A 14,012-nucleotide genomic window follows, 5' to 3' on the forward strand; every position below is an offset into this window, starting at 1 on the left:
CCGCGAGCTTGTAAGGTTTGTTGCATGGATATCAAATCGTCATTGCGAGCGACTGTAAGGAGCGTGGCAATTCAGAAAAAGTAATAAAAAAATGCTATAAATTAGCATTTTTAACTGGATTGCTTCGTCAATTGCTTCGTAATTTTCCTCGCAATGACGAAAAAATCGATCCATGCAACAAAGCCGAGCTTGTAGCGGAATCCATCCAGTCTTTTTTTATGGATACCGTGGAGGGGTCACGGTATGACACAGAAAAGAGCTGAATTCCCGCCTCTGCGGGAATGATATATTACATTCTAATCTTCATTTAAAAACTTAACGATTTCCTCAACTACTTTCTTAGCATCTCCAAATAGCATAAAAGTATTATCATGATAAAATAGTTCATTTTCTATGCCTGCATATCCTGATGCCATAGAGCGTTTAATAAACAAAATAGTACGGGCTTTTTCAACATCGAGTACCGGCATACCGTAAATTGGACTATTCGGATCATTTTTAGCAGCGGGATTAGTTACGTCATTTGCCCCAATCACAACCACTACGTCAGTGGTAGCGAAATCTCTATTAATCTCTTCAAGCTCAAGTACTTTCTCATAATCTATATTAGCTTCTGCAAGTAAAACATTCATATGCCCGGGCATTCTACCGGCTACTGGATGTACGGCAAAACGTACATTAATATTTGAACGCTCTAATATATCAATCATCTCTTTTATGATATGTTGAGATTGGGCTACTGCCATACCGTAACCCGGGACAATTATCACCGATGATGCATTAAGTAGTAAATGTGCCGCATCTTCAGGGCCGCTTGTTTTTGCTATTTTATCGTCGTCTATATCTTTGTTAATTCCTGCGGGGGTAGGTAAAAATGCTCCAAAAATAACCTTAATTAATGAGCGGTTCATAGCTTTACACATTATATAGCTAAGTATAGCCCCGCTACTGCCTACCAATGCTCCGGTAATAATGAGTAGACTATTACTAAGCGTAAAGCCGATACCTGCTGCCGCAAAACCTGAATATGAATTTAGCATAGATACTATAACCGGCATATCTGCACCGCCTACCGGTATTATCAATAATACTCCGATTAACAGCGATAAAAAGACTATTAGATTAAATAAAAATATACTCTCTGAACGAATAAATGATATTATCAAAAGAACTAATATTATTGCCGTTAATAAGCATATATATTGCTGACCGTAGAATTTTAACGGGCTACTTTTCATTAAGCCTTGTAATTTTAGAAAAGCTATTACCGAACCGCTAAAAGTTAATGCACCTATAGAAACGCCGAGTGATATTTCTATTAATGAATTAATCGGTAAGCTGCCTGCTATTCCTATAGAAAAATTTTCAGGAGCAAGTACCGTAGCGTAAGCTACAAATACCGCAGCAAGACCGACAAAAGAGTGAAAACCTGCGATTAATTGAGGCATTGCCGTCATAGAAATTTTAAGTACAATAATTCCTCCAATTATACCGCCCAATAATATAGTGGTTATAATGGGTAATTTATGAGTAAAATCAGGTAGGAAAAAAGTAGCGCCGACTGCTATCGCCATCCCCAAAATACCTATAGTACTACCTAAACGTGCTTGTTTCTGTGAGGATAAGAATTTGAGGGATAAAATAAAACAAATAGCAGAAGCTAAATATAGTAATTGGATAATCTGCAGAGACATAGGTGAATTACTTATTTTTATGTCATTCCCGCGTAGGCGGGAATCCAGAAAATATTTTAGTTAAATTATATACGTATGTTAAATTTTTACTGGATTCCCGCCTACGCGGGAATGACATGAGAACCATGCACGCATGGGAATAACAGCAAAAATTAACTATCCTTAAAAAGTAAATCCTATACCTATAGAAACTATTAAAGGATTAAGTGTAACTTTAGAGGTCACGGTTTTATTACCTACTAAATTCGGTTTGTATTCAAGTTTAGGATTTAAGAAAAATTGTCTTACGTCTAGATTGATTAAAGTATCATCTTGAGCGTAAAAATCTACACCTATTTGTCCTACAGCACCATGTCCGTTTCTAATTTTAAGACCGGTAGCTTGCGTAAGCATATAAGAACCGTGATAACCTAGACCTATATACGGTCTTATTCCACCGTAAGGAGCTATATGAAACTGTCCGGTAATCGTTGCAGGAATCATATAAATTGGTTTGTTTTTTCCTAGTTTAGCGTCAACACCGTAATTATGAGCAACATTTGCAAGGGATGTATACTTGGTGCGTAAAACATTAAAGCCAAGTGATAATTCAGTAGCTAAATAATTGTTAAAGAATATAGTAGTGGATGCATCACCGCCATAACCGTTTTTTGCAACTTCTCCTACTGAAACGGGTTGAGGAGAGGTAGGAGGAGGTAGTCCTTTTTGCTTAGCACTTGAAACAATACCCCCTAGACGCACCTTGAAAACTAAACTTCCTTCGTTTTCGTAATACGGTGTACTATCATAGTCCGGAGCAGAGTCTATGTCATCGTACATGCTTTTAGCAAAACTACTAATGCTTATGCTGGACACAAACAAAATTATCCCTAATTTTTTCACTATTCTTAACATATAATTATAACCTTTACTTGCTTAAAATTGATTACCGTATTATTATATAAAATTTTTATTTATATATTTATACCATTGTCGTAAAAGATAGAATTCTTTTATGCTAAAAGTCAAGACATTTAAATAAATTTATAGGAATAATCGGGGTATATTAATGAATGATGCATTAAAAACATATTTAACCGGTATAGGTTGGTTTTTACTTAGTTTAGTAAGTAGTAGTGCCAATGATGTAATGTCTAAATATCTTGGGACTCGTTTACATAGCTTTGAGGTAGCTTTTTTCCGTTTCTTTTTCAGTAGTATAGTTTTACTACCTTTTGTTGCTTATTACGGTAAAAATACCTTAAAGACAAGTCGTCCTTTTGTACATATATTAAGAGGATTATTATTATTTTTCGGTATGACTTCATGGACTTACGGTCTTACTATTGCTCCTGTTACTACCGCAACCGTCATAAGTTTTTCTATCCCTTTATTTACTTTAATACTTGCCGTATTTTTTCTTAACGAAAATATTATTTGGCAAAGATGGGTGGTTACCATAGTAGGATTTATAGGGCTTGTTATTACGCTTAAACCGCATGCCGAGGATTTTAATCCCGAAATTTTGTATTTTGTATTAGCGGCTATTTCATTTGCTATACTTGACATTATTAATAAAAAATTCGTAATAAAAGAATCGATGATTAGTATGCTATTTTATTCTGCAATAGTAACTGCTATAGTATCGCTACCTGTAGCATCTCAGTATTGGCTAACTCCAAGTAGTTTTGAATTAGCTTTATTGTTTGTACTTGGTAGTAGTGGAAGCTTAATATTATTCTTCCTGCTTAAAGCCTTTTCTATGGTAGATGCTACCGCTACTGCTCCTTATAGATATTTAGAGCTTGTAATTTCAGCAATAGCAGCATATTTCATATTTAATGAATTTCCTGATAAAAGCACACTCCATGGAGCAGTAATAATAATTCCTGCCACCTTATTTATAATATACTCCGAAAAAAAAGCCATGAGCAGAAAACATGAATCGCAGTAAACTAGTATTTTCAAGCGGTATCGCCAATACTTTTGAATGGTACGATTATGTATTATGCGGTTATTTTGCACCTATAATCGGAGCTAAATTCTTCCCGAATGATGACGCTAATACTTCTTTACTACAAGCTTTTTTAGTTTTTGCGATAGGCTATTTAGCAAGACTGCTTGGAGGAATATTTTTTGGTGTTATAGGTGATAGATTTGGACGAAAAGTAGCCTTAACTAGTGCATTATTTTGCATGTCTGCTCCAACCGTATTAATCGGAATATTACCGACCTATCATACTATCGGCATTACTGCTACCGTATTAATGATTATCGTTAGAATTTTGCAAGGATTATCGATGGGAGGAGCTTTGACCGGCTCTATTTCATTTGTTATTGAGCATACCAGCCTTAAACACCGAGGCTTCACCGGCAGTATTTCAATGTCTAGTATATGCTCCGGTTTACTGCTCGGTTCTTTTGTTTCTTATATCGTCAAGAATATCCTAACAGCTTCGCAATTTGATAATTTTGGCTGGAGAATACCTTTTTTACTTGGTTTTTTTATTCTTTTTGCAGCATTTTATATTAAAAAACATACCCATGAAACACCGAATTTTAAAAATCTAAGAGAGCAGAAAAAGATTTTACAGTCACCGTTAAAAAAAGTTATTACCAATCATTGGTTTGATATATTAATCTCGATTTTTATCAATGCTCCGGGTTCGATAATATTCTACCTAACTACAATTTACTTAGTATCATTCCTAAAAATCAGCCGTAATTTCGCTGAAAATGAGGTAAATAGTCTCGCTAGCGTATGTTACGTGATTATGATAGCCGTAACTTTATTCAGCGGTTATCTATCCGATATTATAGGTCGCAGGAAAATTTTTGTAATTAATCTTGTAATAATTATTGTAACGACACCGTTTTTACTTAATAATTTTGAGAACGGCGACTTCACGAGCGTAATTATCTCACAATTTATATTGGCAGTACTTGCCGCTAGCTATATCGGTCCTGAACCGGCATTGCAAGCAGAATTTTACCCTACAAATATACGTAATACCGCTCTTTCTATTTCATATAACACTGCTACAAGTATTTTTGGCGGTACTACGCCTCTTGTCTTTGAATATTTAGTACAAAAAACAGGTCATGTAATCTCGGCAGTTTATTACATCATATTAAGCTGCATTTTTGCATTGATCGCCTTATCTTTTTACAAAAATAGAAGTTTAGATAAGATGAAAAGCTAACAAGATGAAATAATATAACAAATTCCAAAATTCTTCTTGATTTAATAGCAAATATGTGGCAAAAAGAGTTTGAAATAAAGTTTAGGCTACTATAGCTCAGGGGTAGAGCACTTCATTGGTAATGAAGAGGTCGGGGGTTCAATTCCCCCTAGTAGCACCACTATATATTCAAAGCTTTATAAGTTTTTATCTTTTCTTGAAAAACTCAATTACGCTGATTTTAGTCTAGTTTCTATCAGATACTATTTATAGTATTACGTTTATTTTATAAAGCTAAGTTGCAAATAATATAAAACTAATGTATGATTTACATTTAAAATACGGTAATGATTATTATATGATAGACATACTTCTCTTTGTACATATTACTATTGCAATATTGTTAATTATAGTTATTCTGATGCAGCGTAGCGGATCGGATGGAATTAGTAGTATAAGCGGTGGTAATAATATGGGAGTGGTCAGTACTAAAACAGTCGGTAATTTTCTTACTAAAAGCACTATAATACTTACGATATTATTTTTAATAAATGCAATAGTACTTGCCAACCTTTCCTCAAAAAAGAAATCTGATTTAGTGTCTAAGATTAATGAAATTGAAGAAAATCAAGTAGAAAATAGTTTACCTATAGCTAAATAGTTACAGCTTTATCTTATTAATATCTCTCATACTTGTCATTTACAGTTGCTTATAATATAATTCTATCTTTGTAGTACATTGTTGTTAGCTTGATTGTAACAGCAATTGATGTCATCCCCGTGAAAACGGGGATCCAGTAAAATATATATAAAACTTGTTTTTATATGTTTATTTTGTTAAATATGTAATTTTTATACTAATATTAAGGTTATTTTTTCTAGATTCCCGCCTACGCGGGAAGGACCTCAAAGCATTAGGGCTAACCAAAGCAATTCTTTTTAGGAAATACCCACAAAATAATTTTAAAAATGTCTATAGAATTTAATATAAAAGAAAAGATTTATATCATTTTATGTACGTTTTTTACGGTACTTATTATAGTAGGAAACTTAATATATCAAAAATTTGTTTCCCTTAATATTTTTAATTTTTATATTCTTGAATTATCCGTAGGAGCAATTTTTTATCCGTTAACTTTTTTGTTAACTGACTTGATAGCCGAGTTTTACGGTAAAGAAAGAGCCAATTTTTGTGTAAAGCTTGCTATTATTTTTAATATAATAGTAGTTTTAATAATAAGTCTTATGGATAAATTGGAAGCTACTAATTGGTCTAATGTTGATAACATAACTTTTCATAAAGTTTTTGGTTCATATCATATATCTTTTTTAGCATCAACTTTTGCCTGTTATATAGCTCAACTTGTTGATATTAATATCTATTTATGGATACGTAAAATTACTAAAGGTAAATATTTATGGATAAGAAACAATTTCAGTACGGCAATTTCTTTATTTATTGATACTTTTATTGTAATTGGGATTATGAGCTTGTTTAATATTTTCCCTCTTAAACAATTAGGTTATCTTGTTCTTAATAGCTATTCATTTAAACTATTTTTTACTATATTTAGTACCCCGATATTCTATGCAGGAGTTTGGTTAATAAGCTTATTCATTAAACAAGGATAAGTTTTAACTTATCCTTGTTTAATACGAATAGTGAATTATTACATAATCCGCTATTCGGTTAATATATTAGACATCTTTCCAAACTTCGCTTCTAGAGGTAATTTATACGTCGATCCGGTACTCGAATCCTCACGTATGTCTATATACGCTGCGGTTCGAGGTGAAGTGTCTCCTTTAAATTTCTCTCTATAAGCTGGTTTGGAAAGATGTCTATTGAATATAAAAGGTGAAAGGCGGCTTCCACCTTTTATATAAATAAAGTATATATATATATATATATATATATATATATTATTTTGAAATCAGGGTGAAGAACCGCTTCAAACCCTGATTTCTACAACTTTTAAATCAATAGCAAATTACATAAGTAATTTGCTATTGGTGATTTATAAATTGACTTTTAGTTTAACAAGACCTTGATGGCTTTGATATTTTCTATGCGTATAATAATTATACTCAAGTAGAACATTTATATTTTTTCTACTCATAAGTATATTACTACCGATATTATATCCAAGCTTAGGTTGTTTTGGTAGAATAATTGTTTCTTGTAATGTTTGTCCTTTAAAAGTCGCTTTTGCATTAACTTGTGTATTTTTATTATTGAAGTGATGCTCAATATTACCGTACAAACTTGGTGTTAATACTATATTACTTATGGTCGCTATAGGCTTAAACACTATTTTACCGCCAAGGCTACTTTCAAATGATTGATTTGATTTCTTTTGAATCATTAAATTTTCTATATTTACATTATACTCTTTATAGTTGCTAGCTCTTGAATAATCGTATTTAAAGCCGATATTAGGGATTAAATATAAATCGTATTTTGTACGATATTTATAATTTAACGAGCTTTCAAAATTTACGTTATTGTTTTGATATTTTCCAATTATATTATTGGTACTTATAGATTTGTTTTTAATATAATTATGACCGTAAGATGTTATAGCTTGCAGCGAGAAACCTTTACTTAGTTCTTTTAGACCGTAAATGCTTAAAAGATGACCGTTAACTGCTGTTTTTCCTAGTTTTTTATTATATTTCACTTGGGAGTCCAAACGGCTATAAGCTATTCCTATAACATCATGACTATTGATGAATTCAGCATCGGCCCCTATAGTTACGCCGGTTGTACGACCTTGATATTTTGGAATATTCTTCCAAGCTCCTTGTTTGTTGATCCCGTATAAGCCGCTAATCCATAATCCTCTGTTTATACTAGCCTCTTCATCACCGGCAGCTATAGCAGCAATATTAAGTCTTGTAGTTAAAATACTAGGATGAACATACTTATGAAGAGTTGAAGTTGCCTTAACTAATATTGCTACTTTGTTATTAGTTTCTTTAGATATCTGTTCTTTTAATACAGCCTCATCTTGTCTTGCAATTTCTTCAGTTTCTAATGACATATTGATAGCTTCATCTTCGCTTTCTAAAGGTATATCTTTTTTTAATTCTTCTTCAGTTTCTAATGACATATTGATAGCTTCATCTTCGCTTTCTAAAGGTATATCTTTTTTTAATTCTTCTTCAGTTGTGTTATTGCTTTTTTCTAATTCTTTTGCATCAGTTTCATACCCTTCATCTTCTGCATCACTAGATCTTAATGTTGGAAGTGATTTTTTGTCATCTGATGATTTATCATTTTTGCTATCGTTAGAATTCGATAACCTCGGTGATAAAACGGTTTTTGAATCAGATACCTCTAACTTTTTATTGTTATCTTCATGTTGTGTATCACTTTCTGTTGAGGATTCGTCATTTTTAACTTCGTTTTCTTGTTGGAATCGTTTTTTCATTTTATCTACAAGCGATTCTTTCTTATCTTTATTTTCTGGTTGAACATCACTACCGTATTTTTGTTCTAGTTCAGTAGATTCTGTTAGTAATTGTTCAACAAAAAGTAATAATTCTTTGTCTTTTACCAATTCTGAAGGCTTCTCTCTATAAATATTATATACTTCTTGCCCTATTTCGGTTCTAGGACCTATAAAATCAGAGTTAGCAGTATTAAATGCCTCTCTTACCGCTTCTTCTGTATATTTTTTCACTTGCTGTGTATAAATGTTATGTACTTCTTGCCCTATTTCGGTTCTAGGACCTATAAAATCAGAGTTAGCAGTATTAAATGCCTCTCTTACCGCTTCTTCTGTATATTTTTTCATTTGCTGTGTATAAATGTTATGTATATCCTGTCCTATTTCGGTTCTAGGACCTATAAAATCAGAGTTAGCAGTATTAAATGCCTCTCTTACCGCTTCTGCTGTATATTTTTTCACTTGCTGTGTATAAATGTCATGTATATCCTGTTCTATTGCAGTTCTAGGACCTATAAAATTAGAGCTAGCAGAAGTAAACGCCTTCATTAATTCATCTTTACGTTTTTTGCTAGGTTTAATATTATCTTCAACATATCTAATAAATTCTTTATCTTTTGTTAATTCCAAAAGTTTAGAAGTATAAATATTATGTATTTCTTGTCCTATTTCGGTTCTAGGACCTATAAAGCTAGAGTGCATAGTGCTAACTGCTTCTTGAATGTTTTCAAAATATTGCGTGTCTTCGTCTTGAGATACATTTTTTGAATGCTCAAATACTATTGATTCTACTAGAGCTTGTTTAAACAAATCGGCATCAGAGTATTTTGCTTTATGTCCTGCTGATTTTGGTCCTGATAAAGCCAATGTATTGTATCTTAAAGCTATATCGGACTTAAAGTTATAAACCTTCGGAACTGTTTTTCTAGTAGATGTGTTAGTATTTTCATTTAATTTAGTAATTCTATTTATCCAATCTTCAGTAATCCCTAAACTTGTTAGATAAGTTAGTTGCAAAATTTTTGAACCAGGCGGTGGTGGCGGTGGTGGCGGCATATTGCTGGTATGAGCGTGATTTTTAGCTTTTTCTTTCGCGCATTCTTCAAGAGCTTTTAATATTACAGACATATTTAATTTACTAGCAAGAATTCTTACTTGTTGATCACTCATGCCTGTAAATGAAGGTAACGCTAATCTTAATTGAGCTAAATTATTATTACTTTCTTGTTTGATAATAGTAGCTTTTAAAAACTCTTTTAATAATTCGGGATCTTTTTCTTTTACTATAGCAATAAAATCATTTTGAGATAAATTTGCTGTAGTTAATTCTTCAAATTTTATTGTGCTTAAAATAGCTGTTCTTAAATCATCAAGTTTAGCGTGTGCTTGATCAGAATTAATTACTTTTTTTAATTCGTTATTTTCGTTTGTTAAAAAAGTAATTTGCTCGTTGATGGTTAATATAGCAGGGTTTTTGATTAATTCTGCAAGCTTAGTGTCAAACTTTTGACCAAGAATTGCTGCGTTTTCATAAGCAAATTTTAATTGTTTAAATGGATTTTGTTTACTCTCTAATTCGTTAATCAATTTTGATTTATTGAATTCATGTTCAATAGGCTTCTTTAATTCTTCAGATATTTTACATGACGATAATAAAATACGTTCTACTGCATCATCAGCGTCTTCATTGCAAAGATTTTCAAGTATCGCTTCTGTTATTGCTGTCTTACCATTTACGGTTATATCTTGTATATATGGGTCTTGAACAAGGCTAACAAAAACTTCTTGAGCTTTTGCTTTAACTTTTGGATTTGAATTACCAAATAAAGTTATAAGATCTTTAGTATCGATTTCTTGCTTAGCATATGATGCTGTTAATATTTGGCGGATAACATTTGTAATATCACTTTGTCTCTTTATTAGTTGATCTTGTAAATCATCAGCTTTTTTACCGCCTGTCTCAGCTCTATATTGCTTATATAATTTAGCATATTCTGTCTTTGGCTCACTTCTTTTTGGAGTATCACTTTTAGTTGTATTTTTAGGGGTTTTGTTATTTTTTGATTTATTGTTCTGAATAAATTGATCATATAATGCATATAATTCAGGAGTATTTTTAAGCTTGTCTAAATAAGGATTACCAAACGGAGGAGGAGGTGGTGGTGGTGGTGGCAGCGGCATGTTACCATTACCATGTGTTTTATTTTGAATACTTAATCCAAATAAATTATATATTTGCGTAGTTAATGCTTGCTCAGGAGAGGTCATAATTTTAATACTATCTTCAAATCCTTGAGTGTTAAAAGAATTTGCTAACTTTATTATTTCCGAACTACTCAAATCTTTCGCTGTAGCATTATATTCTCTTAGTACTTCATTAATTGCTTTTATTGTTTCAGGAGGTATACCATTTCCTTGAGCATTATATGAGTGTACATCATTTTTTAACTCTAATTGTAAAGTTACAAGTTCTTGTACTATCGATTTGTCTGTAATTGCTGCCAGTTTCAGCAAATCTGATAATTTATCATGCCGAACTTCTCCTTTAAATACTAAAGGAATTATATTTTCTTTTGCATATTTACTAATATTTTCAATAATTTTATTTCTTTGTTCTTCAGAGCTATTTTTTAATAATTCTTTTAGAATAGGTTTATTTTGAACGTCAATATTTGTATTAAAATTTAATTGCCCCTTATCATTACTAAATAATATTTTTTGAATAGTATCATTATTAAAATCACTTAAGATAGTATTTACTGCTTCTTTTTTATAACTACTATCTACTTCAAGATTTAGTGCTGCTATAGGATCTGTTTTAATAAGATTTTTAAATTCTTCAATATTTTCTTCTTGTTGTATCATTTTATATATATTTTGCTGGGACTGCGTATAATTATTATCCCTTGTATCTTTAAGCAAGCGTTTGAAAGTACTTTTAGGATCAAAAGAATATGGTTGTTTCTCTTTTCTACCTGTGTCAAAAGGAACTTGAGAAAATGTTTTTGCAGTATTTTGGTTATTGTTGGCTTGATTCTTTGCTGCCATTGCAGCTTTTATTTGCTTTAGATAAAGGTTTGCACCTCCTGTATCTATATTAAATTTTTGCATTATTTCTTGAGTGTTAGGAATATAATTAGTATCTATATAATTCTGTTTGTTATTATGCATAATACACGTTCTTATGTCATTAGTATATTGTGTATCATTTGACTCTCTATCTTTACCAAAAAGTTTATTCAGTGTTTTTTGTGTAGGAACCGTACCAATAGCTATAAGTGCTTCTTTTTTATTCTCCATAACTTGATCTCTTATCGCAGTCCTACGAAGTTTTGCTTTGGCTTGATCTATATTAAGTATTTTCATTAATTCTTTTAATTCAGGAACCCTGTCGGTAGTTATGTAGTCCTTTTCTACAAGTGCCATTTTTACTAAATCAACATATCGATCTATTATTGCTTTCTTGTCCTTTTCTGTACGGCGTACTTTTTGATCTTTTTCTATTTTGTCGTTTGTTTTTCTAGCATCATAATCTATTCCAAGGCTTTGTCCTACCTCTTCAGGCGTAGGAATTACTCCTCGATTAATATATTCATTAAATTTTTTATCATAATCTGGTTGTGCTATTTGTGCGATATATAAAGTAATTTCAGCATTTTTTGCTCTTGCTTTGTGTCGGACATGTGTGTTTGAATCGGACAAAAGTTGCGGATCAAAACCATTTTGTACATCAAGTATTGCTTGATTAAGATCAGGTACTAACTTTGCTGCTTTCCAAGCTGCTTGTTTGGTTACTAAACTATATTTATTCCATTCATTTTTTCGCTGTACTTCCGAAAGACCGCTCAAAGCCGGTGTTTTGTTAGCTAATTGTGTAAAACTTGCCGCTCCAGCACTTGTACTTAAAAAGCTACTAGCCAACAAACATGTTGACATAAAAAAAGCTAAGGCATATTTTTTTGCATTGAAACTTTGTGCATTCATTAGAACCTCGATTACATTCATTAGAACCTCGATTAGTTATTATTTTTTTTAAATATAAACGAGGCGAATTATATAATATTTTATTAACTTATGTAAAATATTAATTACTAATTTTCATTAACTAATAAATTTTTTAGCCAAAGTGTGATTAATATATCGTATGCAATGGTACTTCAGTTTTCGGTAAATAAAATATGCAAATTCAATTTCATTTATATAACACGCTTACTCGCACTAAAGAGCTTTTTAGTCCTCAAGATCAGGCTAACGTAAAAATGTATGTATGTGGACCGACTGTTTACGATAATCCTCATATAGGCAATAGTAGATCGGTAGCGGTATATGATTTACTTTATCGTATACTTATAAAAATATTCGGAAGTGCAGCAGTAAAATATGTACGTAACATTACCGATGTTGACGATAAAATTATCGATAGAGCTGAACTACTTGGCATTACTATTAATGAGTTGACTGATAAAGTTACACAAGAGTTTCATATAAATATGGAATATTTAGGTTGCAAGCTACCGAGTATTGAGCCGAAAGCTACAGAGCATATTGATATAATGATTGAAATAATAGAACGCTTAATAGCAAAAAAACATGCATATATTGCTGATAAGCATGTATATTTTAATGTTTTATCGGCTCCGAATTATACAGAATTATCTAACCGAAATTTAGAGGAAATGTTTGCGGGAGTACGTGTAGAAAATAGTAAAACCAAAAAGCATCCACAGGATTTTGTATTATGGAAACCGGCAAAGCCAAATGAATTCGCAAATATGAATTTTGAAAGTCCTTGGGGGCTTGGTCGCCCTGGATGGCATATTGAATGTTCAGCCATGAGCTACAAATATTTAGGTGAGAATTTTGATATTCACGGTGGCGGAGCAGATTTAATCTTTCCGCATCATACTAATGAAATTGCACAAAGTAGATGTGCTTTCCCAAGTTCTACCTATGCTAAATATTGGGTACATAACGGTTTTTTAACGGTTAACGGTGAAAAAATGAGTAAATCCCTCGGTAATTTTATTACCGTAAGGGACTTAATGGACAAAGAAATTTCAGGAGAAGTAATAAGATTATTTTTATTAAGTAGTCACTATAGACGTCCCCTTGATTATAATGATAAAGCTATAGAAGATGCTAAAAAAACTTTAGATTATTGGTATAGAGCTATAGAAAATATTAATTTACAAAAAATAGACATCATACCTAATGATTTTATGCAAAGCTTACTTGATGATATAAATACGCCGCTTGCCGTAAAAATAATTAATGACTACGCTAAAGGGGTATTTACTTCTACAACTGAAGAGGAAAAAAAGTTTAATGCATCTAACCTTATTACTTGTGCTAATTTTATTGGTTTAATGAATAAGACTCCACATGAATGGTTTAATAGCGGTGTGAATGAACTCTATATAAATGAGCTTGTAAATAAACGTTTAGAAGCAAAAAAACAAAAAAATTGGTTATTAGCCGATCAAATTCGCAATCAATTATTAGAACAACAAATAATTCTAGAAGATAAACCTGACGGTACTACTATCTGGCGAAAAGAATAAAAGCTTGTAAATTACGCATTATGCGTATATAACTTGTAGGCTTATGATTTAAGACTTTATTGTGAAGTCTATCTATGTCATTCCCCGCCTACGCGGGAATGACATCCTAGACCTAAATAAGCAAAAATTCACACGTAAGATATA

At 31.8% G+C, this 14,012-nt stretch carries 8 protein-coding genes, 1 tRNA gene and 1 pseudogene; 6 read left to right on the forward strand and 4 right to left on the reverse strand.

Annotation, left to right across the window (positions count from 1 at the left end; all coding sequences use genetic code 11):
- Positions 1–296: 296 nt before the first annotated feature.
- On the reverse strand, positions 297–1,694 hold the full coding sequence (locus tag ACIAS7_RS02795) for an NAD(P)(+) transhydrogenase (Re/Si-specific) subunit beta (protein WP_473199255.1): 1,398 nt from the start codon (positions 1,692–1,694) through the stop codon (positions 297–299).
- Positions 1,695–1,856: 162 nt separating this feature from the next.
- Positions 1,857–2,588 (reverse strand): OmpW family outer membrane protein, encoded by a 732-nt coding sequence (locus ACIAS7_RS02800; protein ID WP_473199256.1) that lies wholly within the window; start codon positions 2,586–2,588, stop codon positions 1,857–1,859.
- 154 nt (positions 2,589–2,742) lie between these two features.
- Here ACIAS7_RS02800 and ACIAS7_RS02805 point away from each other — a divergent pair, with 154 nt between their 5' ends.
- The 5 genes from ACIAS7_RS02805 (at position 2,743) to ACIAS7_RS02825 (ending at position 6,487) form a co-directional block, all read left to right on the forward strand.
- Positions 2,743–3,627: a DMT family transporter gene (locus ACIAS7_RS02805; protein ID WP_473199257.1), complete on the forward strand. Its 885-nt coding sequence runs from the start codon at positions 2,743–2,745 to the stop codon at positions 3,625–3,627.
- The gene (locus tag ACIAS7_RS02810) at positions 3,614–4,876 is read left to right on the forward strand and encodes an MFS transporter (protein ID WP_473199258.1); all 1,263 of its coding nucleotides are present in this window, start codon (positions 3,614–3,616) and stop codon (positions 4,874–4,876) included. Before ACIAS7_RS02805 ends, ACIAS7_RS02810 begins: the two co-directional genes overlap by 14 nt.
- Positions 4,877–4,961: 85 nt before the next feature.
- A tRNA-Thr gene (locus ACIAS7_RS02815) sits at positions 4,962–5,036 on the forward strand.
- Between the two features lie 177 nt (positions 5,037–5,213).
- Positions 5,214–5,516 carry a preprotein translocase subunit SecG gene (secG, locus tag ACIAS7_RS02820; RefSeq protein ID WP_473199396.1) on the forward strand — a complete coding sequence of 101 codons (303 nt, stop codon included), beginning with the start codon at positions 5,214–5,216 and terminating at the stop codon, positions 5,514–5,516.
- A gap of 308 nt (positions 5,517–5,824) precedes the next feature.
- Positions 5,825–6,487, forward strand: a complete 663-nt coding sequence (locus ACIAS7_RS02825) for a queuosine precursor transporter (RefSeq protein ID WP_473199259.1) — start codon at positions 5,825–5,827, stop codon at positions 6,485–6,487.
- A gap of 59 nt (positions 6,488–6,546) precedes the next feature.
- On the opposite strand, the pseudogene ACIAS7_RS02830 reads toward ACIAS7_RS02825, so the two are convergent.
- Both ACIAS7_RS02830 and ACIAS7_RS02835 read right to left on the reverse strand, forming a co-directional pair.
- Positions 6,547–6,708, reverse strand: a pseudogene (locus ACIAS7_RS02830) (palindromic element RPE1 domain-containing protein); the annotation flags it as partial.
- Positions 6,709–6,873: 165 nt separating this feature from the next.
- Positions 6,874–12,291 carry an autotransporter outer membrane beta-barrel domain-containing protein gene (locus ACIAS7_RS02835; RefSeq protein ID WP_473199260.1) on the reverse strand — a complete coding sequence of 1,806 codons (5,418 nt, stop codon included), beginning with the start codon at positions 12,289–12,291 and terminating at the stop codon, positions 6,874–6,876.
- 194 nt (positions 12,292–12,485) lie between these two features.
- Here ACIAS7_RS02835 and cysS point away from each other — a divergent pair, with 194 nt between their 5' ends.
- A complete protein-coding gene (gene cysS / locus ACIAS7_RS02840) occupies positions 12,486–13,868 on the forward strand; it encodes a cysteine--tRNA ligase (RefSeq protein ID WP_473199261.1) in 1,383 nt (460 codons plus the stop codon).
- Positions 13,869–14,012 lie beyond the last annotated feature (144 nt).

Source organism: Rickettsia sp. 109562A South Dakota, from assembly GCF_055791265.1.

What these genes read in the sequence shown, in the direction of transcription:
- ACIAS7_RS02825 (WP_473199259.1), top strand. Translation starts at nt 5,825, where the DNA reads ATGTCTATAGAATTTAATATAAAAGAAAAGATTTATATCATTTTATGT.
- ACIAS7_RS02810 (WP_473199258.1), top strand. Translation starts at nt 3,614, where the DNA reads ATGAATCGCAGTAAACTAGTATTTTCAAGCGGTATCGCCAATACTTTT.
- secG (WP_473199396.1), top strand. Translation starts at nt 5,214, where the DNA reads ATGATAGACATACTTCTCTTTGTACATATTACTATTGCAATATTGTTA.
- ACIAS7_RS02805 (WP_473199257.1), top strand. Translation starts at nt 2,743, where the DNA reads ATGAATGATGCATTAAAAACATATTTAACCGGTATAGGTTGGTTTTTA.
- cysS (WP_473199261.1), top strand. Translation starts at nt 12,486, where the DNA reads ATGCAAATTCAATTTCATTTATATAACACGCTTACTCGCACTAAAGAG.
- ACIAS7_RS02800 (WP_473199256.1), bottom strand. Translation starts at nt 2,588, where the DNA reads ATGTTAAGAATAGTGAAAAAATTAGGGATAATTTTGTTTGTGTCCAGC.
- ACIAS7_RS02835 (WP_473199260.1), bottom strand. Translation starts at nt 12,291, where the DNA reads ATGAATGCACAAAGTTTCAATGCAAAAAAATATGCCTTAGCTTTTTTT.
- ACIAS7_RS02795 (WP_473199255.1), bottom strand. Translation starts at nt 1,694, where the DNA reads ATGTCTCTGCAGATTATCCAATTACTATATTTAGCTTCTGCTATTTGT.